This is a genomic window from Paractinoplanes toevensis, from assembly GCF_018332695.1.
In the GTDB taxonomy this organism is placed as follows: Bacteria; Actinomycetota; Actinomycetes; order Mycobacteriales; family Micromonosporaceae; genus Actinoplanes; species Actinoplanes toevensis.
Genome location: NZ_BOQN01000072.1, coordinates 84,429 through 109,204 on the forward strand (window position 1 = coordinate 84,429; position 24,776 = coordinate 109,204).

The following is a 24,776-nucleotide window of genomic DNA, read 5'->3' on the forward strand; positions in this document are numbered from 1 at the left end:
TGCCGGTCATCACGAAGTCCGTCAATAAGCACCTCCCCTCCGAGCAACATGAGCCACTACTCACTCGTCTCCCTCTGGGAACAAGCATCGACCTTCCCGCACGGTGAGGGTCAAGCCGACGGACAAGATCCTTTGTGAACATTTCAGAGATCGAATTTCTGGCCGCCGGCAGTCGGGTAGCCGACAGTTCTTCGAAAATGCCCGGACGGGTGGTCCATATCCGACAGATGGCGTTCGATCGGCGGGATTGGCGGTCAGGTGCTGCCCGGATCGGCCGTTGTGCAACTTGCGCGCAACACGATTAGGTGATTGCGCTCACGCACAGGCGACCCGGGTGAGGGAGATGGTCACGGTGCCCAATGCGGTAATTTTCGTGCAGACAGAGAGGTTCGACGTCCATGCGGCTCGATGCCTCGACTACTGCGCAGCGATGCGCTATGACGTGGCCGGTCTGATCTGCGGCGACTGGAACGCCGCCCTGCAAATGCTGAAGGACGGTCTGGCCACCGTCATTGTCGTGTCCTCGATGAGCCAACTGGACCCGCAACGCGAGCCCCGCATCGAGATCGTCCCCAAGCGCATGAACGCGCGCCGCACCACCCGTCCCCGCCTGGCAGCGAGGGTGGCAGCCCGCTAGGGCCCGCTACGCACGGCGTGAGATCCCCGACTCACGCCACGGGAGCGAATCCCCCTCGACGCTCCCCCACCGACGGCAAAACCAGGACCGCCGGAGCCGCCACTCCGGCACCAGGCCGGGGGCCGGCACCAACCGAGCCTGCAATCCTCGGCCGGGCCACCACCGCACGCCGGCAAGCCGGCCAGGCGTGGATTGATGGCGCCGACAAAACGCTTCACCGGGGGGCCGATCCGCTGGCCAGGCCAGCCGGAGGAACGGCGAAGCGCAAACGGACGACCGCGAACAAGCCGCCATCGCAAGCCCGGCCGCAGACCAGGCCGATGCAACCAGCCCAGCGCAGGCGAACAGCGCCTACGCCGACCATCACCGCAAGCCGGCCACCGATCGGGCCGACGGGAAACCACCGCAGCGCAGACGGGCGGCGCCAACCCGTGCCGCCACCGCGAGCCAGCCGCCGACCGGGCCGACGGAAAACCAGTGCAGAACAGACGGACGGCGCCAACCCGGGCCGCCGCCGCAAGCCGATGGCCGACCGCCAACCGGAGGAACGGCCAGTCGCGGACCGTGCGAAGCCGGACAAATACTCCATTACGGCGGCTGTAATCGCCGCACTTCAGGCCGGACGAGAAACACCACCGATTGCTTGGAAAGCGCATTCCTGGCCAAGCGATATCGACGCTCGCCGAATTGCCACAGCGACGGTCGGGTAGCCGCGATATTTGCATCCTCCATGCCGAATCCCCGAGGAATTCACACCGGCCGAAAATGCGGAACGCGCCCGATCCCGAGTCCTTGCCCAGCGGCAAGGTTCCGGGAGGGCCCGATCTCCGGGGCCCGGAGACGAGCAGGGGCTCGCGGAACGCTTTGGGCAGGGACCGCCCGGCCGATGATGACGGCTCAGTACAGTCTTCGGTGGGTTTGGCGTGGCGAGAGGGAAGAGCAGGGGATGACGAGCGGGGACACGGTAACGGCCGGCACCGGTGGAGTGGATCCGGAACGGCTCGCGCTCTGCCTTGCCGTGATGGCCGAGGTGGAGCAGCTTCCGCCGGAGCACCCGGACGCGGTCGCCGTCCGCCGGGCCACGGCGGGGTTGTTCAAGACGGCCAAGATGCAGCGCCGCCGGGAGCGGCGGGATGCGATCCTCGCGGCCGACCGGGAGGTCACCGAGTCGACGGCGACCGGCGCGCCGGGGCGGATCGACGACGAGACCGCGGGCATTCCGCTGAAGTCCAATACCAGGGGAGCCACCGCGGGTGTGCTGCGGCAGGCCCGCGGCTGTTACGTGTGCAAGCAGCGCTTCACCGTGGTCGACGCCTTCTATCACCAGCTCTGCCCGGAGTGCGCCGCTACGAATCATGCGAAACGGGACGCCCGCACTGATCTGACCGGGCGGCGGGCGCTACTCACCGGCGGGCGGGCCAAGATCGGCATGTACATCGCGCTGCGGCTGCTGCGTGACGGCGCGGATCTGACGATCACGACGCGGTTCCCGCACGATGCGGTCCGCCGCTTCGCGGCGATGCCGGACAGCGGGGACTGGCTGCACCGGCTGCGGGTGGTCGGGCTGGATCTGCGCGATCCCGCGCAGGTGGTCGCGCTGTCCGACTCGGTGGCGGCCCGCGGGCCGCTGGACATTCTGATCAACAACGCGGCCCAGACGGTACGGCGTACGCCCGGCTCGTATTCGGCGATCGCGGCCGCCGAGCTGGAGTCTCTGCCGAACGGCCCGTTGCCCGAGTTGGAGTACTTCGGGACGGCCGGGGTCTCCCCCGCGGCGGTGCTGACGACCGGCGAGACGGTGCTGACCCCGCAACAGATCACCGAGATGGCGCTGACCGCCCGGTCGGTGGCGATCGACGCCGGCGGCCTGGTGCCGGACACGACGCCGACCAACAGCTGGAGCGATCGGGTTCACGAGGTCGACCCGCTGGAGCTGCTGGAAGTGCAGCTGTGCAACGTGACGGCGCCGTTTGTGCTGGTCAGCCGCTTGCGGGAGGCGATGAAGGCGTCGAAGTTCCCGCGCCGTTACGTGGTGAACGTGTCGGCCATGGAGGGCATCTTCGCCCGTGGCTACAAGGGCGCCGGACACCCGCACACCAACATGGCGAAGGCCGCGCTGAACATGCTGACCCGCACCAGCGGGGTCGACATGTTCGCCGACGGCATTCTGATGACCAGCGTCGACACCGGCTGGATCACCGACGAGCGCCCGCATCCGACGAAGATGCGGCTGCACGAGGAGGGTTTCCACGCCCCGCTCGACCTGGTCGACGGCGCGGCCCGGGTCTACGACCCGATCGTGCGTGGCGAGGCCGGCGAGGATGTCTACGGCTGTTTTCTCAAGGACTACGCCCCGGTCGCCTGGTAATGGTGCGAGCCGCACCCCCGATGCGGGGATGCGGCTCGACTTGGCGTTGCGAGATGGCCCTAGGGCATCAGGGAGTGGAGCCCTGCGCGGGCGGGCCGCCGGGCAGGCCACCGGTCAGGGGACCGGCACCGACCGGAGAAACGAACGGCGGGCGGATGCCGCCACCGAACGGCGGGTGGAAGCCGCCGCCGACCGGGTGGAAGCCGCCGCCCCAGCCGCCGCCGCCCCAGTTGCCGCCGCCCCAGCTCGGACCCCAGTTGCCCGGGTACGGACGCCAGGAGCCACCCCAGCTGCCCGGGAAGTGACCGCTCCAGCCGTGGCCCCAGTCGTCGTAGTCGACGACCAGCGCGTAGCCGCGGCGGCCGCTGAAGCCGCCGACCCGCTCGCAGTCGTAATCGTCCCAGTAACCCCTGTCCTCGCCGTACTCGCCGGCGCGGTCACAGGCACCCCACGTACGGAACACCTTGACGAGGCGGTCGCCGTGACGACGCTGCTCGCTGGCGTTGGCACCGGACTTCGAGGTGCCCTGATCGCTGCTGGTCGACGCCATCGCCGGTCCGGCCGCCATCGTCACGCCCGTCACCAGCCCGAGGCCGGCCATGGTGAGAATCCGGGTAAATCGGTTCATGTCACACCTTCTCCTGACAAACGTTATGTCCCATCTAGGAGAACACGTGAACGCAAAGTCACGGCTTGATTTCGCTCCGTGTAACCCGATGGTGGGAGAAAAGACTGCGACTAAGCTTCGGGCAGTGCGCGGTACGCCGGGCGCAACAGGTCGACAATCGGGCGGCCCTGATGTGTTATGCGCGGCGGGTCCAACTGGTCAAGGAGCGCATCGGGCCTGGTCACCGCCCCGGGTCGACCATCGGTCGGCGCCAGCGGAGCGAGCGGTGAGCCCCAGAAATCGTCCGCATCACCAAGGTCACCCGAAGGAATTTCCGGCTCGACACGCGAGGAAACCTCGGTGCCGGTCGTCTGGGGAATCGCCGCCGCCCGCAGTTCCCGCAGATGCAGTAACAGTTCGTCGCGAGAGCGCCCGCGCCACGCGAAAACGCCGAACGGGTCCTCCTCGAACGACCGGGCGAGGGCGTAACAGGTCGCGGCGAGATGCACGCACGGCATCGGCCAGCGCTCGCAACTGCAGTCCATCGCGACCTCGTCGAGCGACAGCGGCACCAGACTGAGCCCGGCCGTCGCGAACACCGCCCCGATCCCGGGCGGCATCCGCCCGCCGAGCAGATCGGCCGCAAATCTGGCCTCGGCGACCAGGTCCTGTTCGACCCGCGCCCATTCGGAGGCGCCGAAGGACCGCACCGCGATCCGCGCCCGGAACGCCTTGGCGTCCTCCGGCCCGCGGACGAGCGCCACCACGAGGCTGCCCGAGATGGTCAGCTGGCGGACGTGCCCGGCGCGTTCGTCGCGCCGGCCGCGGGCGAAGGTCGGTCCCATCCGCAGCGATTCGAAGGTGCCGAGGAACTCGACCGCCATGCCGGAGTCAGTCAACGACGGCCTCCGGTTCCAGCCGCAGGAGCGCGCGGAGTTCGAGAGTGTCCAGCGCGGTCAGCCAGGCCTCACCGTTGCCGACGACGCGCGACGCGAGCACACCCTTGTCGATGAGCATCCGATCGATGCGTTCCTCCAGGGTGCCGAGGCAGACCAGGGTGTGCACCTGCACGTCGCGGCGCTGTCCGATGCGGAACGCGCGGTCGGTGGCCTGCGCCTCGGTGGCCGGGTTCCACCACCGGTCGACGTGCACGACGTGGTTGGCGGCGGTCAGGTTCAGGCCGGTGCCGCCGGCCTTGAGCGACAGCACGAAGACGCCGGGGCGCCGGTCCTCCTGGAATTCGGCGACGAGGGAGTCGCGCTCGGCGCGGGTGGTGCCGCCGTGCAGGTAGCGGACCGGCACCCCGAAGCGGCCCGCCAGGTGCGGGGTGAGCATGGCCCCGAACTTCGCGAACTGGGTGAAGCAGAGCAGGCTCTCCCCGTCGGCGAGCGCGCCGTCGACGATCTCCTCGAGGCGTTCGAGTTTGCCGGAGCGCCCGGGCAGCGGCGAACCGTCGCCGAGCAGCAGCGCCGGGTGCACGCAGGCCTGTTTGAGCTTGGTCATCGCGGCCAGCACGATGCCCTTGTTCCACTTGTCGGTGCTCTCGTCCAGGCGGGTGCTCATGTCCTCGAGGATCGCCTGGTAGAGCGTGGCCTGTTCGGTGGTGAGCCCGCACAGGTGCCGGACGTGCCGCTTGTCCGGCAGGTCGGTGATGACGGCCGGGTCGGACTTGACCCGGCGCAGCAGGAAGGGCCGGGTGGCGGTGCGCAGCCGGGCCGCGGCCTCCTCGTCGGCGTAGCGCTCGATCGGCACGGCGAACCGGGCTCGGAACGTGTGCGCCGACGCGAGCAGTCCCGGGTTGACGAAGTCCAGGATCGACCACAACTCGGCGAGACGGTTCTCCACCGGCGTACCCGTCAACGCGATCCGCACCCGCGCCGGGAACCGGCGCACCGCCTTGGCCATCGCCCCGGCGCTGTTCTTGACGTGCTGGGCCTCGTCGAGCACCACGCGGTCCCAGGTGAACGCCGCGAGTTCGTCGGCCATCCGCAGGGCGGTCGCATAGGTGGTGAGCACCAGATCGGCGCCCTCGAACGATGGTTGTGAAGAGCCGTGCAGGATCCGGACGATCAGCGACGGCGCGAACCGGGCGGCCTCCCGCTGCCAGTTGCCGAGCACCGACAGCGGGCAGATGAGCAGCGCCGGACCGGCCCGCCGGTGCAGCAGCAGCGCGAGAAGCTGCACGGTCTTGCCGAGACCCATGTCGTCGGCGAGGCAGGCGCCCAGCCCGAGTGAGTCCAGGAACGAGAGCCAGGAGAAACCCCGGATCTGGTACGGCCTGAGCTCGCCCCGCAACGACTCCGGTGGCGGCAGCAGTTCGAGGTTCTGGTCGAGGTCACCGCCGAGCAGGTCGGCGAGCCAGCCCTTGCCGCCGACCGCGGTGACCGGCAACGGCAGCTCCTCCGGCGGCAGCAGCCGGATCATCCGCAGCGCGTTGCCGGCGGTCATCGACCCCCCGCCCCGCTCGAGGAACTTCAGGCCGGCCGCGAGCCGCTGCGGGTCGAGGTGTACCCACCGCCCGCGCAGCCGGACCAGCGGAACCTTGGCCCGGGCCAGGTCGGTGAGCTCGGTCTCGGTGAGTGCCCGCCCGCCGAGGGCCAGCCCCCACTGGTAGTCGACCAGATGCGCCAGGTCGGCTGCCTCGTCGCGCAGCACCGGCGCGACCGTGTCGCGTTCGCGCAGCTCTAGGGCGAGCCCGAAGCTCTGCCGCTCGCGCCACCACGCGGGCAGGAGCACGCCGTAGCCGGCCTCCTCGAGCATCGCGGCGTGGCTGAGGAAGGTGTGCGCCTCGGCGGTGTCGAGGACCATGTCGACCGGCCGGGGCACGCGCAGCGCGGCGCCGAGGTCGGGGAAGAGCCGGGCCGCCCGGCCGAGCCCGCCGAGCAGCCGTTCCTGCGGGTGGCGGGTCCAGCGGCGCAGCGGGGCGTACTCGTCGCGCCAGATGTCGGCCGCGGTGACCAGCGCGCTCGGTTCGTCGACCGCCTGGAGCAGGAATTCCAGCAGCCAGACGTCACGCCCCGGCGGCCGTGGTTGCGGATCGGTGGCATCCGGTTCCTCGTCGAGCTCCTGCAGATGGCTGAGGCGGAAGCAGAGGCGCACGGCGGCGCCGGAGGCCGCGCCGGCGTGCCAGGCGTCGAGTTTCTCGGCGAGGTCGTCGGCCAGGGCGGGGGCGCCGGTGAACGACGGCTCGCCGGTGAGGGCGGCCAGCCAGCCGTCCCCGATCTCCACTCCGGCCAGCGCGAGCCGGGTGCGGACCAGGCCGTCGACGAGGCGGTGCAGCGCGGCGGCGAGGGTGTCGGCGGCGGGCAGCCCGGCCACGTCGCCGGGCCGGGCGCGTTCGGCCCGGCAGGCGGGTGGCATGCGGCGCTGCAGGTCGGCGTGGTGCACGGCGTCGAAGCCGGTGAGCACCGGCCGCCACCGGGCGACCGGCCCGCCGGGGAGCACGGCCGGCAGCACCCGGCCGCGCCGCACCAGGTCGGCGGCGAACGCGCAGAGCTCGATGAGCCAGGCCATGGACGGCCCGAGCCGGCCGTCGAACTCATCGGCCAGCTCGTCGTCGACGAACGGCACCTCGACCACGGGCACCTGCCACGGCCGCAGCCGCGGCGTGCCGCGCCGGGGTGGCAGCCCGAGCTGCGGCGACGGCATCGGCCCGGCGCTGGTCGAGGGCAGCATCACGGTGGCCGGCCCGCGCGCCGAGCCGGCCGGGAGCCGGGCGGCCGGCAGGGCGAAGGGATGCCCGCCCCGGGTAACCGATGAATCGGAATTGTCCGACTCGGCCCAGAGCAGCAGCGCCCCGTCCCGCGCGACGAGACCGTGCAGAACCCGAACCGTGGCCTGCACCAGGGAGCTGGTCATCGCACGGTCCAGACGATGTCCGGCGGCCGGACCCGGGCGCAGCGCGGATCGCCGAAGGAGTCGGTCAGCCCCAGCGCGGCGTGCAGAGAGGCATCCGGGTCCTCGAAAGCGGCCCGCAGCATCGCGGTCGGAATGTCAGCGAACATCAGCTTGGCCCGCCGGAACATCACGAACGTGGACCCGTCGACGTTTCCCCAGCTCAGATAGATAAACCGAGCCCCCGGCCGGCCGTGGACGAAGGGCCCGCCGACGTCGAGCAGCTCGTCGATCTCGCGGACGTCGACGTCGAGGTCCCACACCGCCGACGGCGCGGTGGCCGGCACCCAGGACACGACCGACGACTTCCGCTGCACCCCGACGTGCACGTTACGCAGGCGCAACTCATCGGCCGCCGGGCCGGAACGGCTCCCCGGCAGATCTAGTCCTTCGATCCGGATCCGCACCCGACCGACAATAGGCCGGGCCTACGACAAAAACGCGTCAGGAGTGATCTCGCACCCAGGCGTCGATCAGACCGCCGAAGTGCCCGAGGAACTTCTCGTGCTCGTGCACCGGGTAGGTGGCCCGGACCGTCTCGCGCAGCAGCGACCGGAACTCCTCCGAGGTCACCCAGTCGTAGACGATGGCGTCCACGTTGCGCAGGTGCTTGTCGCAGAACTCCTCGTAGCGTTCGGTCTCGAAGTACTCGTCGGCGAGCCGGCGGTACTCCCCCAGCTTCTCCGCGTACGACAGGGACGGGTCGTCGCCGATGGCGAAATATCGCGAGGTGTCCATGTCGAGCCGCGGCTTGCGGCCGGTGACGACGCAGAAGACCGTCCACCGCAGCAGCGCCGACATCGCCCACGGGAAGTAGTAGTGCAGCGAGGTGACCGCGACGTCCGGGCAGGCGTTGGCGTAGTCGATCGGGTACACGTCGGTACCCCGTACCAGTGACTCGCAGCTGTTGAATTCCCACCGGAAGAACGCATTGACCAGGCGCGAGATGGTCACCACCTCGTGGCCGACGTCGGCGGTGAGGAACCCGTGGTCGACCTCGTAGCGGGCGTGCATCGGCTGCTCCGGCCGGAACTTCATCACCATCGTCTCCGGCCCGATGGTCAGCGAGCGGGCGAACACGTCGTAGTCCTCGACGGCGGCCTGCAGGTGCATGAGCCGTTCGCCGGAGGCGTCGTAGGCGGAGTGCAGCTCGTCCGAGTTGCGGATCTTGGAGACGCCGACCCAGGCGCCACCGTCGTACGGCTTCATGAACAGCGGATAGCCGACCTGCGCGGCCGTCGCGTCCAGGTCGAACTCCTTGTTGTAGCGGGCCGCGGTGTACGCGTACCGACTGTTGTCGAGCGGGTTCTTGTACGGCACCAGGACGGTCTCCGGCACCTTGAGCCCGAGCCGGATCATCGCGCAGTAGGCAGCGTGCTTCTCCATCGACTGGAACGTGAACGGGCTGTTCAGCAGGTACACGTCGTCCATCAGCGAGATCTTCTTGAGCCACTCGCGGGGGTGGTAGTACCAGTAGGCGAGCCGGTCGATGACCAGCTCGTGCCGCGGCTTGTCGCGCAGGTTGAACGGTTCGATGGTGACCCGCTCGCTGCCGACCCGATGGCTGCGCCCGTCCGGCCCGGTGACGATGCCGAGCCGGCGCAGCAGTGCCTCGTAGGCCCGGGGCCAGTCGTCCTCGGTGCCCAGCAACAGTCCGATGGTGTGCTCGACGTCGGCCACGTCGTCCTCCCGGGGAGATGAGAGCTACGGCCACACCCGTTGGAGGAGCGTGGTCAGATGCGGATCGAGGGTGTCCCGCCAGTTGGTCCAGTTGTGCCCCTCGCGGTTCTCCGCGAAGGTCACGTCGTACCCCTGCCCCCGCAGGGCGTCGGCCATGCTCCGGTTGTTGGCCAGGTTCTCCTCGACGCTGCCGCAGGTCAGCGTGACCGGCACGGCGGGACCGGAACGAGCCCGCCGCACCGAGGAGACGAACCGGACGATCCGCTGATAGCGCGCGAAGCCCGATTCCTGCGAGTCGAAGCGGTGCTGGAAGAAGCTGCCGGACTGCAGGAACAGGCCGGCGAAGCGGGCCGGGTCGTAGCGCTGGGCGTGCAGCATGGCGAGGGCACCGAGGCTGGCGCCGATCCCGACGACCGGCCGGTCGTCCGCGACCCGCGGCAGGATCTCGGCGGTCAGGGCCTTCGCGTACGCCGGGGAGGCCGCGTACCACTCCAGGCGGTCGCCGGCCGGCAGCAGCACCAGGCGGAACGGCGCGACCCGCCCGGACGCCACCATCGCGGCCGCGAACCGGCCGAGGAAGGCGTGCCGGTCGTAGTCCGGCCCGTCGTGCGCGACCAGCACCCGGTCGGTGGGCACGGCCGGGGACCAGACCCGGGCGGTCAGCTCGACCCGCAGCACCGGCGCCGGCAGCCGGACGTCGCACCAGTCCCCGTCGGCACCGGGCAGATGAAGCCAGTCAGCCTCCGCCACCCGTTCCATGTCCGAACATTAACCGTCGGCGGCCCGGCCCGCGCGCCATAGCGATCAGCCGGTGAACGACTGCGCCGACGACGAGGCCGGTGGCAGCCCGAACATCTCGGCCAGCCCGGTGACCCGCAGCTGGCGGTGCACAAAATCGCTGGGGTTGCGCAGCACGAACCGGGTGCCCGTCTCGCGGGCCGCGTTGTAGCCGGTGACCAGGGTGCCGATGCCCATCGAGTCCATGAAGACCACGAACGTCAGGTCGACGATGAGGGTTCTCGGGCGTTCCCGGGTCAGGGTGCCGAGCAGGGATTCGCGCAACGCGTCCACGGTGGCGGCGTCGAGGCTGCCGCGGACATCGACCACGATCGCACCGTCGGCCTGGGTGCGCGTGGTCATCACCGCCTCGCCCATCACCGACCTCCGCTTTCTGCCCGTTCGCCACACCGTACAACGACGATCGGACGCCTCGCAGGCAGCCAGAAGTTTCCGTTACCACTCCCGAGTTGCGCCGGGTAGGTGGCTGTGCACAAGGTGAGATCGGCAATCGCCAATCGAACGACGAGGGCGGGTGGGCCGTGGCCAGTACATCGGGTAAACCGGGCATCTTCGCGATCCGGGACGTGCGTTCGCTGATCTCCGAGACGGGCGAGGAGGGACACGGCCTCAAGAAAGCGGTCGGCGTGGTCCAGCTGACCGCCATGGGCGTCGGCGCGATCATCGGCACCGGCATCTTCGTGGTGATCGGCAAGGGCGCCGGCATCGCCGGCCCGGCCGTCATCCTCTCCTTCATCCTGGCCGCCGTGGCCTGCGCGTTCTCGGCGCTGTCCTACGCCGAGCTGGCCTCGTCCATCCCGGTCTCCGGCAGCGCGTACACCTACACCTACGCGACGCTCGGCGAGGTCGTCGCCTGGATCATCGGCTGGGACCTGATCCTGGAGTACGGCGTGTCGGTGGCCGGTATCGCGGTCGGCTGGGGCGGCAACCTGAACGCGTTCCTGGACGCCGCGTTCGGCTACCAGCTGCCGGACGCGATCGCCAAGAGTCCCTCCGACGGCGGCGTGTTCAACCTGCCGGCCGTCTTCATCGTTCTGGCGATCACGTTCCTGCTGGTCCGGGGCGTGACCGAGAGCGCCCGCGCCAACCTGATCATGGTCGTGATCAAGCTGGCCGTACTCATCTTCTTCCTGGTCGTGGCGTTCGCGAACTTCGGCACCGGCAACTTCCAGCCGTTCGCGCCGGACGGGGTGGACGGGGTGACCGCGGCCGCGGCGATCATCTTCTTCGCGTACATCGGCTTCGACGCGGTCTCCACCGGCAGCGAGGAGGCCAAGCAGCCGGGCCGGGACCTGCCCATCGCCATCCTCGCCTCGCTGGGTATCTGCACCCTGTTCTACGTGCTCACCGCGGTCGGCGCGATCGGCATCGCGTCACCGGACCAGATGAAGGACAGCGACGCGCCGCTTTCCGCCGCCCTCGACCAGGGCGCGGGTATCGGCTGGGCGGCCGGCATCCTGTCGCTCGGCGCGGTCGTCGCGATCACCAGCGTCGTGCTGGTCATCTTCTACGGCCAGACCCGCATCTTCTTCGCCATGTGCCGGGACGGCCTAATGCCGCGGCGGCTGGCCACGGTCAACCAGCGGTTCGGTACGCCGGCGCGGCTCACCATCGGCCTCGGCGTGCTGATCGCGATCCTGGCCGCGCTGGTGCCGCTGGGCACCATCGTGGAGCTGGTCAACATCGGCACCCTGTTCGCGTTCGTGCTGGTCAACATCGGGGTGATCATCCTGCGGCGGACCCGGCCGGAGATGCCGCGGCCCTACCGGGTGCCGTGGTCGCCGGTGTTGCCGATCATCGGGGTGCTGTTCGCGCTCTACCTGATGAGCGACCTGCCGTGGGAGACCTGGGTGCGGTTCGGGGTGTGGCTGCTCCTCGGCATCCTGATCTACGTGCTGTACGGCTACCGCAACTCGCGGCTGCGCACCGAGCCGCAGAGCACCCCGGCCTGGGCGAAGGAGCCTGAGGAGGACCAGCCATGAGCGAGCGAAGCGAGCGAATCAGCAAGCTCAGTCCGGAATTTGGTCGTGGCAGGTCGGAGCGAAGCGAGGACCTGGCATGACTGGGCCGGTGATCGCCGGTGCGCCCGGGCCCGGCGCCCTCACCCTGGGCCGGTGGACCGCCGAGACGCTCGGCGTGCCGCTGATCGTCGCGGTGGTGCACCCGGCACCGGCCGCGCTCGGCTCGGGCCGGGTCGACGCCGAGTGGGTGGCCGACCGTCATCGGGCCGCCCAGCGGGTGCTCGACGAGGCCCGGGAGTCGCTGCCCGCCACCGGCGGCATCGAGTACCGCCTGGTCGCCTCCTCGTCGGCCGCGCACGGCCTGCATGACCTGGCCGAGCAGACCGGCGCCACCCTGGTCGTGGTCGGTTCCGGGCAGGAGGCGCTCGGCAGCACCGCGGAACGGCTGCTGTCGGGCAACGCCTGCCCGGTCGCGGTCGTCCCCGGCGACCTGGTCGAGCAGCCCGGCACGCTGGGGCTGATCGGCGTGGCGTACGTGGACACCCCGGACGGGCGGGCCGCCCTGAGCGAGGCCGCGAGAATGGCCGCGGGCGCCGGCGCCCGGCTGCGGCTCTACACGGTGGTCGCCGAGGCGGGCTCACCGCTGCCGTTCCTGCACGACGCCGAGCGGGTGTTCCACGAGACGGCGCGGGAGACCTACGAGCACTCGCTGGCGACCGCCGCGGCGACCGTGCCGGACGTGGACACCGACTGGCGGATCATCAGCGGCGACGTGGTCGAGACGCTGGCCGGTCTGGACGAGGTGGACGTGCTGTTCTGCGGCTCACGCGGGTACGGCCCGGCCCGCCGGGTGCTGCTCGGCGGCGTGTCGGCCCGGCTGCTGCGCCGGGCCCGCCGCCCGGTGGTGGTGGTTCCGCGCAGCGGGTAGACGTCAGGCCCGGTGCCGGCCGGTCGGCTCGTCGATCCAGCGGGGCGACACCGGCACCGGTTCCAGATCACTCATCGGCACGTACACCCGGGCGTCCACGGCCTCGGCCAGCAGCAGAGCCGCGACCAGCGCGGTGGGCCGTTCGCCCGGGTTCTTGGCCAGGCAGCGCGACAGCAGGTCGATCACCTCGCCGGGCAGGCCGTCGATGTCCGGCAGCGGGTCCGGGTCGTCGTGACATTCGGCCTGCACGAGTTCGGTCGGGGTGGACCGCAGCCAGGGCAACCGACCGCTCAGGCACTGGTAGAGCAGGGTGCCGAGGCCGAACATGTCGCTGGCCGCGGTGGCCGGGTGGCCGGCGAACCGTTCCGGCGCCACGTAGGCCGGGGTGCCCATCACCGGCCCGTCCGGGTCCTCGTCGGCGTCGCCGATCGCCGCGGCGATGCCGAAGTCGAGCACCTTCGCGCCGGACGGGGTGAGCATGATGTTGCCCGGCTTGATGTCGCGGTGCACCACGTTCTCGCCGTGCGCGGCGGCCAGCGCGGCGGCCACCTCGGCGCAGATCCGCACCCCGATCCGCCAGTCGATCGCCCCGCCGGCCAGGTGTTCGCTGAGGGTGCGGCCCTCGACCAGCTCCATCACGATGTACGGCTGGTCGGCCGACGTCCCGAAGTCGTGCACACCGGCCACATTGGGGTGCGCGAGCCGGGCCGCGCTGCGGGCCTCCCGGCGCACCTCGTCGACGGCGGCGGCCTGGTGCGGCGCCATCACCTTCACGGCGACCGGCCGGTCGAGCACCTCGTCGTGCCCGCACCACACCTCGGACATCCCGCCGACGCCGATGCGCCGAACGAGCTGGTAACGCCCACCCAGTGTCCGCATGAGCCGCCCGGTACCCGCCGGAGATCGAGCACAAACGCTGTACTCGAATACTGTATGGCGATACAGTCCGACAGCATGACCCGCTACGGCCCGATGTTCGGCCCCGATTACACCTTCCTCGGCGTTCCGGCCTGTGATTGGCAGGAGCCGGCCACCTATGCCGACGCCGAGGTCGTCATCGTGGGCGCGCCCTTCGACGGCGGCACCTCGCACCGCCCCGGCGCCCGTTTCGGCCCGCAGGTCATCCGCGGCACCGACTATCTCCCGCACGACGGCTCCCGCCCGCACATGTCCATGCGGGTGGACGCCCTGGAGAAGGTCAAGGACGCCGGCGACCTCGAGGTCTACTCCGGCGAGATCCAGCGCAGCTGCACCATCATCGAGGACGCCGTCGCCTTCATCGCGAAAAATGGGGCCATACCGCTGATCCTCGGCGGCGACCACACCGTCACCTGGCCCGACGTGGCCGGCGTGGCCAAGAAATACAAAAACATCTCGGTCATCCACTTCGACGCCCACGCCGACACCGGCGACATCGAGTTCGGCTCGCTCTACGGCCACGGCCAGCCGATGCGCCGGCTGATCGAGTCCGGTGCGGTCCGCGGCGACCGCTTCCTCCAGGTCGGGCTGCGCGGCTACTGGCCCGGCCCGGACGTCCTGGACTGGATGGCCGACCAGGGCATGGACTCGTTCCACATGAGCGAGATCGTCGAGAAGGGGCTCGACACCGTCCTGGACCGCGCCTTCGAGATCGCCCTGGACGGCTGCGAGGGCGTCTTCCTCTCGGTCGACATCGACGTCTGCGACCCCGGCCACGCCCCCGGCACCGGCACCCCCGAGCCCGGCGGCCTCACCGGCCGCCAGCTGCTCGACGCGGTCTCCCGGATCTGCCACGAACTGCCGGTGGTCGGCATGGACATCGTCGAGGTGTCCCCGCCGTTCGACCACGCCGAGATCACCGCGATGCTCGGCAACCGGGTCGTCCTCGAGGCACTGTCCGGCATGGCCCGCCGCCGCGCCGACGCCGGCGGCCCGCCCTGGAACCGGGCGACCCCGCTGCTACAGGGCCGGGGAACGCAGCAGGACGAGCCGGCCTAGCGCATCGGCCAGCAGGTCGCCGGCCGCCGCCCCGGTGACCTGCGGATCGCCGAGCGCCACCGGCAGCGCCAGCCCGTCGATCAGGGCCAGGGCCTGCCGCGCCACGTCCATCGGTGCCGCGTCGGTGCCGAACCGCCGGTCCGCGACGCCCGCCGCGATGATCGAGGCGAGCATCTCGTGCCAGCGCCGGTAGTCGCCGAGGACCTCCGCGCGCAACTCCGGGTCGCGCAGCGCCCATCGCCACGACTCCACCCACAGGCGCCAGCCGGTGTCGCTGCCGACCGCGCCGGTCAGATGCGAGGCGATCACCAGCAGCCGCTCCCACGCGTCGCCGATCCCGGCCAGCCGCGGGGTCACCGCGTCGAAGTCGCTCTGCGCCGCGAACCGGAACACCGCGATCAGCATGTCCTCGCGACTGCCGAAGTAGTACTGCAGCGTCGAGACCCCGACCCCGGTCGCCGCGGTGACATCGGTGAAGCGGGTGGCATCGGCGCCGCGTTCCGCGACGACCGCGCAGGCCGCGACGAGCACGTCGGCGCGCTTCCGCGCGGCCCGCCGCCCGCCGTTCCTGGTCACCTCACTCACGGCGCATGTTTATCACGACCATATAAATACGGGCATCGAACAGTCCCGAGAGTGGGGACCGGCTCCCTGCGCCCTTGCGGCCATACCCGGCCTCCGGCCGGAAGATTGACGTCACGCTCCCCTACCGGGTAATCCTGGTCGAATGACCACCTGGACGGAACGGATCACCGACCGGGTCGCCGACCTGGTCTCGATCCCGTCCACCGCCGACCGCCCCGCCGATCTGCGCCGCGCCCTCGACCTGGTCCTCGACGAGGCCGGACCGGCCTGGACGGTCCGCGAGTTCGCGTCGAACGGCAAGCCGAGCGCCCTGCTGCATCCCACCGGCCACGACGGCCCGTTCCGGGTGGTGCTCAACGCCCACCTCGACGTCGTTCCCGCGCCGCCGGAGCAGTTCGTACCGCGCATCGAGGGCGACCGCCTCTACGGCCGCGGCACGCACGACATGAAGGCGGCGGCCCTGGTGCTCACCGGCGTGTTCCGCGAGCTGGCGAACGACCTGCCCTACCCGATCGCGCTGCAGTTGGTGACCGACGAGGAGGTGGGCGGCGCCGACGGCACCGCTCACCAGCTCGCCGAGGGCGTCCGCGCCGACTTCGTGATCATCGGCGAGCAGAGCGGCCTGCGAGTGGTGACCGAGTCCAAGGGCATCTGCCACGCCCGCTTGACCACCACCGGCCGGGCGGCGCACGCGGCCTACCCGTGGCTCGGCCGCAACGCGGTGCTCCTGCTGACCGAGGCCGTCGAGCGCCTGCTGAACGCCTACCCGGTACCGGGAGCCGAGGCGTGGACCACCACCGTGAACGTGGCCCGCCTGGACACCCCCAACCGGGCGTTCAACCAGGTGCCTGCCGAGGCCACGGCGTGGCTGGACATCCGTTACCCGCCGTCCGATCCGGACTTCGCGGGCCGCACGGCCGAGGAGGTCGCCACGCATCTGGCCGCCGTCGCCGGGGCCGCGGCCCAGGTCGACGCGCTCGGGCCGCCGCACCGCGCCGACCCGGAGGGCCCGGGGGTGCGGGCGCTGCGCGCCGCGATCCGCACCACCGGCCACCCGGCGAGCCTGCTACGCAAGCACGGCGCCGCCGACGGCCGGTATTACCACGCACTCGGCATCGACGCGGTGATCTTCGGCCCCGGCGGCGACGGCCAGCACGGCCCCGACGAATACCTCGACATCCCGACGTTGCGGCCGTATCACGACGCGTTGGTCGCGTTCCTGCGGACCTTCGGCGGATGACGCCCGGTCAGTCGCCGTTGGCGAGCAGCAGCCAGCGCACCCGGCGGATCAGCTCGGCCGGGCTGAACGGCTTGACCAGGTAATCGTCCGCGCCGACGGTGAGCCCGAGGTCGATGTCGACCTGCCGGTCCCGGCCGCTGAGCATCAGCACCGGGATCTGCGCGGTCGCGGCCGACGAGTGCAGCTCGTAGCAGACGCTCAGCCCGTCCAGGCCGGGCATCGCGACGTCGAGGATGACCATGTCGGGCAGCTCCCGGTGCACCAGGTTCAGCGCGGAAGTGCCGTCGCCGGCGGTGATGGCGTTGTAGCCGGCCGCCGAGAGCTTAAAAGCGACGAGGTCGCGGACACCCTCGTCGTCGTCCGCGACCAGGATGGTGGGCTCGGCGACGTCGGTGGCCCAGTCGGCGACCGGCGACACCAGCGACAGGGAGGGCACGGTGAAGGTGGGGACGGTGGACGGCGCGGCTACTACCACTGCGTACTCCTGACCGGGAATTGTTTCGTTCGGTTCAAGCGCGTGGAAGATCGGCGGGCCCGCCCCGGGCGGCAGAAGAACCTTCGTTGCACAACGGGTGCGAAGAAGCTCAGGTACGCCGTTGTGGGCGTCACGGACCCGGGCCGCGGCGAAATCAGCGGTAAAGGGCGCGATCCGCCGCTTCGTCCCTTCCGCCAGGACCGCAAATTAACTCACGGGTAACCTCCCCGCGACCCACGGTGTCCGGTACTGAGAGCGCGATCACGATCGGGCGGGTCCGGGGTTCGCCCGGCACCCGGGTCGCCTAGCGTTCTCGCTGAAGCATGTGTGCGCGGTAAACGGCCGCACTGCCGATGGCGGAGCCGGTCCCACAAGGACAAGCTCCGCCATTTTCTTACGCGAGCTCGCTCCGCAGGTCGTGCGCCCCGTCCGGCCGGGTGGCCTCGTAGTAGATCCGCCGGCCGCCGCCGGGCAGCTCGACGATGCTCAGGTAGCGCAGGCCGTGCGGCGCGTTCGGGCTGCCCACCGGACCGGACTTGTCCGCGGTGAGGGTGCCGAAGCTGCCGTCGGGAAGCCGCCGCCCGCGGGCTACCCCGGTGCGCTCCTCCCAGTTCTCCGCGGCCGTGGCCCGGCCGTCGTACGCGACGGTGATCTCGTCCCCGTCGACCTGGACCGAGGAGACCCGCACCCCGCGCGCGTCCCACTCGCCGGGCCGGCCGGCCAGCGCGGTACCCCGCCAGGTCCACTGCACGCCGTCCGGGCTGGTCGCGTACTCGGTGGTCATCCGGTCGGCGTCGTCCCAGCTCTCCAGGGGGTGCACGGACGCCCACAGGTGCCAGCCGTACTCGTCGTGGTGCAGCACCGGGTCCTTGACGCCGACCGTCTCGTCGCCGGCCAGGACGGTCCGGGCCGGCGCGGCCGGCAGGCCCTCGACGGTGTCCGCCTCCAGCAGGTCGACCCGCCAGTGCTTGGTGCCCGGCGTGGCGGCGCTGACGTACAGCCGCCACCGGCCGGACGGCGTGCGCACCAGCGCCGGCCGCTCGAGCGATTCCGCGCCGAACTGGTCCTTGAGCACCTCGGCGACCGGCGTGAAGGTCAACCCGTCGGTCGAGCGGGCCACCACGTTGGAGATGCCGCGCCCCTCCCCGATCGGCAGCCGCACCCGGTACGCCAGGTAGATCGCGTCATCGGTGGCGACCGAGCTGGGCGCGCCGGACCAGGCACCGGGTTCGTCGCCGGGTGGCGGGACCACCACGGCGGACTCCTCCCAGCGGGGCAGCGGCAGCGTAGAGATCCCGGTGGACAAGGCGGCTCCTAATCGGCAGGCAGATCGGGACAATATCCGGACAAGGATGCATCAGCTATCGGCAAAGTGGGATTACCGGGCGTTGGCGTGTCGGTCGACGGACAGCCAGTCGTCGTAACTGGCTCCGGTGACATCCTGCAGCAACGCGATGTCCTCGGCGAACAACGGCAGCAGCTCGGCGCGCTCCGCCGGCGTGGTGACCGGCCTGGTCCCCTGCTTGCGGTGCAGCAGGGTGAGCAGCGGCCCGCGCGCGGCGAGCCGCACCGGCACCGGTAACCGGTGGCCGAACTCGCCACCGGAGCGCAGCAGCCATCGCAGCACCCCGTTGACCCGGTTGTCCTCGACGACGTGACGGTTCACGTTCTCCTTGGGGATCGCCGAGAGCACCCCCGTCTCCACTCCCAGGAACGCGCAGACCCGGTCGAGCGTGACGGCCGGATCATCCTTGAGCTCGCGGTAGCGCAGGACGAGGACCTGCTCCCGCGGGAAATGCTGGTACAGGTTCGCGAGCTGGCGGCCGTACAGGCCCTGCCGGGTGTAGTGCCAGAAGTCGGCCCAGCCGGCCGCGATCCGGGACTCCTCCGCGCGGCAGGCGGCCAGGAAATCGGCCTCCGGTTCCAGGCCCGCGATCCACAGGTGGGTCCAGTTCGAATGCGCCCGGTCCACCGGGTCACGCAGCAGCAGGATGATCTTCGCGTCCGGGATCAGGGCGGCGATGCGTTCGTGGGCCTTCTCGTCGTACAGGTAGAAGGGTGTTGCCTCGCCGCGCAGCGCGCCCGCCGGGGCCGGGGCGAACAGCGCCTCGTAGTCCTCGCGGCGCCACACGTGCTCCTGGTAGGTCTGCACGTCGCCGGGGCCGCCGTGGCGGGGCGGCGGGCCGTCGGAGAGGAAGAACTTGGGTTCCTTGACCGCCGACAGGAACAGCGAGGGATGCGGCTGCAGCGCGGCGTGGAGCGCCGTGGTGCCGGCCTTCGGCACCCCGGCGATCAGGAAGTCGGGCAGTGGCATGAGGGCTCCCTCCGCTCGAAAGTGAGGGTAAGCCTACAGATTGAGTAGGTTTTCGCGAGCCGACTCCACGTGCTGAGACGTCCCGGCGCATCAGCGCGAGGGGACCAGCCGGCGCCACCAACTGGCCCGCCGGAAGCGGGGGCATTCCCCCGGCTCACAGAGCGCGCAGTCGGTTCCCCGGCGGTGGTGTTCGTGGGCGCGACGCGGATGCCCGCAGACACAGAGTGCTTCCTCGGCTTTCATCGCTTCACCAACGGTAAGGGCGCCCGAAAGCTACGGGCCCAGTTTTTCAGGGTCCCCATACCCTGCAAGTATCCATCGGTCGCGATCTCTATGCGTCACCCGATCCGGTACATGCTTCGTGACTCTTCGTGTTGTCGACGTGCGGTGACCGGGTTCACTATGGCAATTCCGGCATGTTCATCTTGCCGGTTTTTCTAGGGATTTAAGGGCATTGAGAGTTTATGCCAGTTTTACACGTTTAGTCGGCTAAAGACGCAACCTGTCCGTTACTTAGAGTGACTCGTGTGACATGGCTCTACTTCCGCCGCCGCTAGTGAACTGCCCAGGTCATCCGGTTGGTCGACCAGAACCACCCGTACGCCGTCACGCTGGCCCTTTGGTCAGTTGACGCAGCGTAGTGAGTTGCTAGGTTGTTCATCTGAAGCAAGCGACCTGCGGTTCTGCTCCCGGAATTCGCCGAGAAGTTGCTTTGCCGAGCCCTGGGGAGGGACCGACATGGAGCTTTCAAGCAACGGCGGAAACACGTACGGTGACGAGGGTTTGTCACCGACGGTGAGCGTGGTCATCCCGGCCATGAACGAGGAGCGGAATCTCCCGCACGTGTTCGCCGCCCTCCCCGAAGGCGTGACCGAGGTGATCCTGGTCGACGGCGGCTCCGTCGACCGCACGGTCGCGGTCGCCCTCGAGCTGCGCCCCGACGTGAAGGTCGTGCACCAGACCCGCAAGGGCAAAGGCAACGCGCTGGCCTGCGGTTTCGCCGCCTGCAGCGGCGACATCATCGTGATGATCGACGCCGACGGATCGACCGACCCGGGCGAGATCCCGCTCTTCGTCAAGCAGCTGGTCGACGGCGCCGACTTCGTGAAGGGCTCGCGCTTCTCCAACGGCGGGCACAGCCACGACATCACCAGCCTGCGCAAGCTCGGCAACGACGGCCTCAACATCGTGGTCAACGTGCTGTTCGGGACCCGCTTCACCGACCTCTGCTACGGCTACAACGCCTTCTGGCGCAGCGTCGTACCCGTCCTCGACCTGCCCGACACCCGCCTGCCGCAGCCGGCCGACGGCAGCAAGCTGTGGGGCGACGGCTTCGAGATCGAAACGATGATCAACATCCGGGCGGCGGCCGACGGCATGAAGGTCGGCGAGGTCGGCAGCATCGAACACGCCCGCATCCACGGCGAGAGCAACCTCAACACCTTCCGCGACGGCTTCCGCGTGCTGCGCACCATCTTCAGCGAGTACGGCCGGATGCGCAGCCAGCGGCGCAAGGGCGTCCGCCGCCCCGGCGGTGTGATCGTGCACCAGCAGCGCACCAGCGCCGAGTCCCGCGGCTACGGCCAGATGGTCAACCGCCCGGCGATCACCCGCTCGGTCCAGTCGTCCGCCCCGATCAACCAGCCCACCCGCGAGGTCGGCACCCGCACCGGCGACATCAAGCCGCTGCCCATGCCCTCCTCCGTCGAGGACTGAGCCCTCCGTCTCCTCCGTCGAGGACCCGGCTTCCCTCCGCCCCTTCTCCCTCGAGGAGCGGCCTCTCCTTTCGCCGCGGACCTGGTCCCCTCCCCCGCCGAGGACCTGGTCCGCGCCCTCGCCGAGCACGCGTGGCCCCGCGACCGCGTGCTCGGCATACCCCGACATTCCCGCAACACCCCTGGAGCAACTCCCGTGGAAAATCAGCGCGCCGCCGTCACCGTGGTCATCCCCGCCCACTCCGCCGAACGCTGGCACACCCTGGTCCGCGCCGTGGCCTCGGCCCGCTCACAGACCGCCGCGGCGGCCGAGGTGGTCGTGGTCGTCGACCACAACCCCCGGCTGTTCCACCGGATCCGCCGCGACCTGGCCGGCATCACCGTCCTGGAGAGCGAATACCTCCCCGGCATGGCCGGCGCCCGCAACACCGGCGCGTTCCACGCCGAGACCTCACTGATCGCGTTCCTCGACGACGACACCGTCGCCGACCCCGAGTGGCTGAGCCGCCTGCTGGCGCCGTTCGGCGACCCCGACGTGGTCGGCACCGGCGCCGGCGTCACTCCGGAATGGACCGGAACCCGCCCACGCTGGCTGCCCGACGAGTTCCTGTGGGCGGCCGGCGGCGCCACCGCGACCCGCGGCGCCCGCCCGGCCGGCATGGTGGTCCGCCGCGACGCGTTCCGCCAGGTGGGCGGCTTCGGCACCGGCGGCGGCACCTCGCTGTACGCCCGGATGACCGACCTGGCCGGCGGCCGCTGGACGTTCCTGCCCGACGCCCTGGTCCGCCACCAGGTGCCGGCCCGCACCACCACGTTCGGCACGTTCCTGCGCCGCTGCTACACCGAGGGCCGCGGCACGATCCGCCCGGCCACCCTGCGGTTCGCCACCGACCTGCGCACCCTGCCCCGGGCGCTGGCCCGCAACCTGTCGGCCGCACTGCGCGGCGAGGGCGCCACCCACGTCCTGCGAGCCGGCACCGTCCTGGCCGGCGTGGCCGCAGCCGGCCTGGGCACCGTCATCGAATCGGTCACCGCCCGCCGAGCCCCGCACCACATCCTGGAACCGGCCCGGTGAGCCCGATGTGCGCCGGTGAGTGACGACGGTCTGGGCCGGCCCTGGGCGCCGGCGCGGCGGGCCGAGTCGTTGCTCACCGCTCCCCCGATCACCCCGATCGCGGCGGACCTGCCGGCCGTGGTGCTCGACCTGGACCTGGCCGACCCGCTGCCCTCGGTGCCGGCCGTGCACACCGACGGCCGCCGCGTCCGGCAGGCGTGGGCGCTGGTCCGGTTGTTCACCGAGCCGCTCGGCACCGTCCTCGTCGACGTACCCGACGCCGGCCTGCGCCCGACGGAGCTCGGCGCCGCCATCCAGGCCGGCCTCGCCGAGGCCCTGCGCCCGCACCTCGGCGACCTGCCGCTGCCGATCGACGGTCACGTGCCGGCGACCGAGCCCGCGTTCCTGGCGAGCCGCCGCGCGCTGATGGCCACCGCCCCGCACCTGACCGTGGTGGTCTGCACCCGGGAGCGCCCCGGGGCACTGGCCCGCTGCCTGGACAGCCTGCTGGTGCAGGACTACCCCGCCTACCGCATCCTGGTCGTCGACAACGCCCCGACCAGCGAGGCCACCGCCGAGGTGGTGCGCTCCGCGGCCCGCCGCGGCCCGGTCGACTACCTGCGCGAGCCGAACCCCGGCCTCTCCCACGCCCGCAACGCCGCGGTCCGGTCCGCTCCCGGCCGGATCCTGGCCTGGATCGACGACGACGAGGTGGCCGACCGGCACTGGCTGGCCGAGGTGGCAAGGGCACTCGCCGAGCACCCGGAGGCCGACGTGGTCTCCGGCGTCACCCTGCCGGCCGAGCTGGAGACCCGCGCCCAGTTGTGGTTCGAGCAGTTCGGCGGCCACAGCAAGCGTCGCGGCTTCACCCCCGACGTGTTCGGCCCGCACAGCGTGCTCCGGCAGAGCCCGCTGTACCCCGTGCCGCCGTTCGCCACCGGCGCCAACATGGTGTTCCGCCCCGGCGTGATCCAGCGGATCGGCATGTTCGACACCGCGCTGGGCGCCGGTACCCCCGCCACCGGCGCCGAGGACACCCTGGCCTTCACCCAGGTCCTGATCAGCGGCGGCACGATCGTCTACCAGCCCACCGCCCTGACCTACCGCTACCACGACCGCGACCTGGACGGCCTCCGCCAGCACGTGGCCGGCCACGGCACCGGCCTGGCCGCCGCCTGCACAAGCCTGCTGCTGTCCCGCCCCGGCCTAGTGTGGCGAGCGCTGGCCCTGGCCCCCACCGCCCTGCGAGACCTGGCCGCCCGCGAGACCCCAGAAGCCGAAACCCCAAGAGACGACTTCCCCCGAGACCTACGCCGAGCCGAGCGCCGGGGCATGCTCGCCGGCCCCCGCGCCTACCTGAAGGGCCGCCGCCAGGCCAAGCGCGCCACCCGCTGACGCGCACGGCCGGGTAACCCGTCGGCGCTCATGGGCGCCCGCGGCGGTCCCTCGCTCGACGTAATTGATCACCTTTGCGGGGTTTCTCCGTTTTGGAGCCTCTGCCGAAAGTCGTAGATTCAGATCCCGCTCCGGACCGAAGCGGCGGCGGCCCGCGAACCGGAAGGCTACGGCCATGTTCATCGATTCTCTGAGGCTGGCCGAGGCCGGGGTGGCGGCAGCCCTCATTCTCGGCTCTATTGCGTTGCCCGCCGCCTGGAACGCGCTCGACCCGACGATCGGTGCGGTGCTCGCCACGATGTGGATGATCCTCACAGCCGGTGTCTATGCACTACACGCCGTGACGTTCGACTGCTTTCGGCTCACTGGTCAGCAGCGTCGGCGGAATTTTTCGCTCACCCGCAGTAGACGGTGAACCGTTTTTTCGCCGCGACCGTAATCCCCGGCAAGACGTTGGCGCTTCAACCACCGGGAGCGACGAAGATGTTCCGACTGATCCAACTGCACACCGACAGCGGCATCCCCCGCATCGGCGTCGAGCCCGACGGTTACGTCAGCGCCCGCACCGCCCTGGCCCATTACCGCAGCCGTCCCGCCGCCTACTTCGGCGTGGGCCGCTTCGACCACGAGGGCACCCTCGCCGAGATCATCCTGGACCGGCTGTGCGGACCCCTCGGTGACTGCCCCCGGCCGGCGTCCGTCGTGCACGCCCGCACGTACCAGCGGCTGTGCGCCACCTGCTCGCTCGGTCTCGAGGTGCTGACCGTCCCGGAACTGGCCCGCATGCTCGGCATCGCCTGCCGCCTCGCCCCGGTGCTCGCGCGCTCGGGCCGGCACGCCCGCCTCGAGGTCGCCTCCCCGGCCGGCAACCGGATCGCCCGCGAGTTCGCCTCCCACGTGCACGACCCGATCTGGCGCCTCGAACTCTGCGCCGAACTGGCCCGCGACGCCGGCTCGGTGAACGGCCTGCTGATCGGCGTCGGCGCGCTGACCCATCGCGACGTGCTCGACCTCTACCCCCGGTTGTGCACGCTCGCCGACGAACTGCCGGCAAGCGTGCGCGAGGAACTCACCCGGGCCACCGTTCGCCCGCTGTCGCCGGCCGGCGTGGCCGGGCTCCGGATGGGCCTGTCACACAAGTGAGCCGG

At 70.8% G+C, this 24,776-nt stretch carries 23 protein-coding genes; 11 read left to right on the forward strand and 12 right to left on the reverse strand.

What is annotated here, in order from left to right; genetic code table 11:
• Positions 1 to 343 precede the first annotated feature (343 nt).
• Together Ato02nite_RS28695 and Ato02nite_RS28700 are read left to right on the forward strand one after the other, a co-directional pair.
• Positions 344 to 637, forward strand: coding sequence for a hypothetical protein (locus tag Ato02nite_RS28695; RefSeq protein WP_213009761.1), 294 nt, complete (start codon positions 344 to 346; stop codon positions 635 to 637).
• A gap of 946 nt (positions 638 to 1,583) precedes the next feature.
• On the forward strand, positions 1,584 to 3,005 hold the full coding sequence (locus tag Ato02nite_RS28700; RefSeq protein WP_213009762.1) for an SDR family NAD(P)-dependent oxidoreductase: 1,422 nt from the start codon (positions 1,584 to 1,586) through the stop codon (positions 3,003 to 3,005).
• A 67-nt stretch (positions 3,006 to 3,072) separates the two neighbouring features.
• On the opposite strand, the gene Ato02nite_RS28705 is transcribed toward Ato02nite_RS28700, so the two are convergent.
• The 7 genes from Ato02nite_RS28705 to Ato02nite_RS28735 all read right to left on the reverse strand — a co-directional run bounded on the left by Ato02nite_RS28705 (position 3,073) and on the right by Ato02nite_RS28735 (position 10,341).
• A complete protein-coding gene (locus Ato02nite_RS28705; RefSeq protein ID WP_213009763.1) occupies positions 3,073 to 3,633 on the reverse strand; it encodes a hypothetical protein in 561 nt (186 codons plus the stop codon).
• A 110-nt stretch (positions 3,634 to 3,743) separates the two neighbouring features.
• Positions 3,744 to 4,496, reverse strand: a complete 753-nt coding sequence (locus Ato02nite_RS28710) for an SWIM zinc finger family protein (RefSeq protein WP_213009764.1) — start codon at positions 4,494 to 4,496, stop codon at positions 3,744 to 3,746.
• 7 nt (positions 4,497 to 4,503) lie between these two features.
• Complete coding sequence (locus tag Ato02nite_RS28715; RefSeq protein ID WP_213009765.1) at positions 4,504 to 7,470, reverse strand: DEAD/DEAH box helicase; 2,967 nt, start codon at positions 7,468 to 7,470, stop codon at positions 4,504 to 4,506.
• Positions 7,467 to 7,913 carry a DUF5990 family protein gene (locus Ato02nite_RS28720; RefSeq protein ID WP_213009766.1) on the reverse strand — a complete coding sequence of 149 codons (447 nt, stop codon included), beginning with the start codon at positions 7,911 to 7,913 and terminating at the stop codon, positions 7,467 to 7,469. Before Ato02nite_RS28720 ends, Ato02nite_RS28715 begins: the two co-directional genes overlap by 4 nt.
• 37 nt (positions 7,914 to 7,950) lie before the next feature.
• Positions 7,951 to 9,186 carry an ATP-grasp domain-containing protein gene (locus Ato02nite_RS28725; protein WP_213009767.1) on the reverse strand — a complete coding sequence of 412 codons (1,236 nt, stop codon included), beginning with the start codon at positions 9,184 to 9,186 and terminating at the stop codon, positions 7,951 to 7,953.
• Between the two features lie 24 nt (positions 9,187 to 9,210).
• Complete coding sequence (locus tag Ato02nite_RS28730) at positions 9,211 to 9,945, reverse strand: alpha/beta hydrolase (protein ID WP_213009768.1); 735 nt, start codon at positions 9,943 to 9,945, stop codon at positions 9,211 to 9,213.
• Between the two features lie 45 nt (positions 9,946 to 9,990).
• On the reverse strand, positions 9,991 to 10,341 hold the full coding sequence (locus tag Ato02nite_RS28735) for an STAS domain-containing protein (RefSeq protein WP_213009769.1): 351 nt from the start codon (positions 10,339 to 10,341) through the stop codon (positions 9,991 to 9,993).
• A gap of 164 nt (positions 10,342 to 10,505) precedes the next feature.
• On the opposite strand from Ato02nite_RS28735, the gene Ato02nite_RS28740 reads away from it, so the two are divergent.
• Positions 10,506 to 11,966, forward strand: coding sequence for an amino acid permease (locus Ato02nite_RS28740; protein ID WP_246607499.1), 1,461 nt, complete (start codon positions 10,506 to 10,508; stop codon positions 11,964 to 11,966).
• Positions 11,967 to 12,042: 76 nt separating this feature from the next.
• A complete protein-coding gene (locus Ato02nite_RS28745; protein WP_213009770.1) occupies positions 12,043 to 12,873 on the forward strand; it encodes a universal stress protein in 831 nt (276 codons plus the stop codon).
• Positions 12,874 to 12,876: 3 nt separating this feature from the next.
• Here the strand turns inward: Ato02nite_RS28745 and Ato02nite_RS28750 are convergent, their stop codons facing one another.
• A complete protein-coding gene (locus Ato02nite_RS28750; protein ID WP_213009771.1) occupies positions 12,877 to 13,752 on the reverse strand; it encodes a serine/threonine-protein kinase in 876 nt (291 codons plus the stop codon).
• Between the two features lie 75 nt (positions 13,753 to 13,827).
• On the opposite strand from Ato02nite_RS28750, the gene speB reads away from it, so the two are divergent.
• The gene (gene speB / locus Ato02nite_RS28755) at positions 13,828 to 14,850 is read left to right on the forward strand and encodes an agmatinase (protein WP_213009772.1); all 1,023 of its coding nucleotides are present in this window, start codon (positions 13,828 to 13,830) and stop codon (positions 14,848 to 14,850) included.
• Here speB and Ato02nite_RS28760 read toward each other — a convergent pair.
• The gene (locus tag Ato02nite_RS28760; protein WP_213009773.1) at positions 14,812 to 15,435 is read right to left on the reverse strand and encodes a TetR/AcrR family transcriptional regulator; all 624 of its coding nucleotides are present in this window, start codon (positions 15,433 to 15,435) and stop codon (positions 14,812 to 14,814) included. The two genes, speB and Ato02nite_RS28760, sit on opposite strands and share 39 nt — an antisense overlap.
• 142 nt (positions 15,436 to 15,577) lie before the next feature.
• Here Ato02nite_RS28760 and Ato02nite_RS28765 point away from each other — a divergent pair, with 142 nt between their 5' ends.
• Positions 15,578 to 16,675 carry a M20 family metallopeptidase gene (locus Ato02nite_RS28765; protein ID WP_213009774.1) on the forward strand — a complete coding sequence of 366 codons (1,098 nt, stop codon included), beginning with the start codon at positions 15,578 to 15,580 and terminating at the stop codon, positions 16,673 to 16,675.
• 7 nt (positions 16,676 to 16,682) lie between these two features.
• On the opposite strand, the gene Ato02nite_RS28770 is transcribed toward Ato02nite_RS28765, so the two are convergent.
• The 3 genes from Ato02nite_RS28770 to Ato02nite_RS28780 form a co-directional block, all read right to left on the reverse strand.
• Complete coding sequence (locus Ato02nite_RS28770; RefSeq protein WP_203813796.1) at positions 16,683 to 17,150, reverse strand: response regulator transcription factor; 468 nt, start codon at positions 17,148 to 17,150, stop codon at positions 16,683 to 16,685.
• Between the two features lie 394 nt (positions 17,151 to 17,544).
• A complete protein-coding gene (locus Ato02nite_RS28775; protein WP_213009775.1) occupies positions 17,545 to 18,456 on the reverse strand; it encodes a glycoside hydrolase family protein in 912 nt (303 codons plus the stop codon).
• 72 nt (positions 18,457 to 18,528) lie between these two features.
• Positions 18,529 to 19,464, reverse strand: a complete 936-nt coding sequence (locus tag Ato02nite_RS28780) for a sulfotransferase family protein (RefSeq protein ID WP_213009776.1) — start codon at positions 19,462 to 19,464, stop codon at positions 18,529 to 18,531.
• A 738-nt stretch (positions 19,465 to 20,202) separates the two neighbouring features.
• Between Ato02nite_RS28780 and Ato02nite_RS28785 the strand changes: the two genes are divergently transcribed.
• The 5 genes from Ato02nite_RS28785 (at position 20,203) to Ato02nite_RS28805 (ending at position 24,771) form a co-directional block, all read left to right on the forward strand.
• The gene (locus Ato02nite_RS28785; protein ID WP_213009777.1) at positions 20,203 to 21,180 is read left to right on the forward strand and encodes a glycosyltransferase family 2 protein; all 978 of its coding nucleotides are present in this window, start codon (positions 20,203 to 20,205) and stop codon (positions 21,178 to 21,180) included.
• A 195-nt stretch (positions 21,181 to 21,375) separates the two neighbouring features.
• The gene (locus tag Ato02nite_RS28790; RefSeq protein WP_213009778.1) at positions 21,376 to 22,254 is read left to right on the forward strand and encodes a glycosyltransferase family 2 protein; all 879 of its coding nucleotides are present in this window, start codon (positions 21,376 to 21,378) and stop codon (positions 22,252 to 22,254) included.
• A gap of 15 nt (positions 22,255 to 22,269) precedes the next feature.
• Positions 22,270 to 23,628, forward strand: coding sequence for a glycosyltransferase family 2 protein (locus tag Ato02nite_RS28795; RefSeq protein ID WP_246607501.1), 1,359 nt, complete (start codon positions 22,270 to 22,272; stop codon positions 23,626 to 23,628).
• 175 nt (positions 23,629 to 23,803) lie between these two features.
• Positions 23,804 to 24,043 carry a hypothetical protein gene (locus Ato02nite_RS28800; protein ID WP_213009779.1) on the forward strand — a complete coding sequence of 80 codons (240 nt, stop codon included), beginning with the start codon at positions 23,804 to 23,806 and terminating at the stop codon, positions 24,041 to 24,043.
• A gap of 68 nt (positions 24,044 to 24,111) precedes the next feature.
• Positions 24,112 to 24,771, forward strand: coding sequence for a hypothetical protein (locus Ato02nite_RS28805; protein WP_213009780.1), 660 nt, complete (start codon positions 24,112 to 24,114; stop codon positions 24,769 to 24,771).
• Positions 24,772 to 24,776: the final 5 nt, after the last annotated feature.

Bases quoted from the DNA above. Each gene is read 5' to 3' on its own strand.
- Ato02nite_RS28745 (WP_213009770.1), top strand. From the start codon at position 12,043: ATGACTGGGCCGGTGATCGCCGGTGCGCCCGGGCCCGGCGCCCTCACC.
- Ato02nite_RS28715 (WP_213009765.1), bottom strand. From the start codon at position 7,470: ATGACCAGCTCCCTGGTGCAGGCCACGGTTCGGGTTCTGCACGGTCTC.
- Ato02nite_RS28730 (WP_213009768.1), bottom strand. From the start codon at position 9,945: ATGGAACGGGTGGCGGAGGCTGACTGGCTTCATCTGCCCGGTGCCGAC.
- Ato02nite_RS28700 (WP_213009762.1), top strand. From the start codon at position 1,584: ATGACGAGCGGGGACACGGTAACGGCCGGCACCGGTGGAGTGGATCCG.
- Ato02nite_RS28735 (WP_213009769.1), bottom strand. From the start codon at position 10,341: ATGGGCGAGGCGGTGATGACCACGCGCACCCAGGCCGACGGTGCGATC.
- Ato02nite_RS28785 (WP_213009777.1), top strand. From the start codon at position 20,203: ATGGAGCTTTCAAGCAACGGCGGAAACACGTACGGTGACGAGGGTTTG.
- Ato02nite_RS28800 (WP_213009779.1), top strand. From the start codon at position 23,804: ATGTTCATCGATTCTCTGAGGCTGGCCGAGGCCGGGGTGGCGGCAGCC.
- Ato02nite_RS28750 (WP_213009771.1), bottom strand. From the start codon at position 13,752: ATGCGGACACTGGGTGGGCGTTACCAGCTCGTTCGGCGCATCGGCGTC.
- Ato02nite_RS28705 (WP_213009763.1), bottom strand. From the start codon at position 3,633: ATGAACCGATTTACCCGGATTCTCACCATGGCCGGCCTCGGGCTGGTG.
- Ato02nite_RS28710 (WP_213009764.1), bottom strand. From the start codon at position 4,496: ATGGCGGTCGAGTTCCTCGGCACCTTCGAATCGCTGCGGATGGGACCG.
- Ato02nite_RS28765 (WP_213009774.1), top strand. From the start codon at position 15,578: ATGACCACCTGGACGGAACGGATCACCGACCGGGTCGCCGACCTGGTC.
- Ato02nite_RS28805 (WP_213009780.1), top strand. From the start codon at position 24,112: ATGTTCCGACTGATCCAACTGCACACCGACAGCGGCATCCCCCGCATC.
- Ato02nite_RS28695 (WP_213009761.1), top strand. From the start codon at position 344: ATGGTCACGGTGCCCAATGCGGTAATTTTCGTGCAGACAGAGAGGTTC.
- speB (WP_213009772.1), top strand. From the start codon at position 13,828: ATGACCCGCTACGGCCCGATGTTCGGCCCCGATTACACCTTCCTCGGC.
- Ato02nite_RS28780 (WP_213009776.1), bottom strand. From the start codon at position 19,464: ATGCCACTGCCCGACTTCCTGATCGCCGGGGTGCCGAAGGCCGGCACC.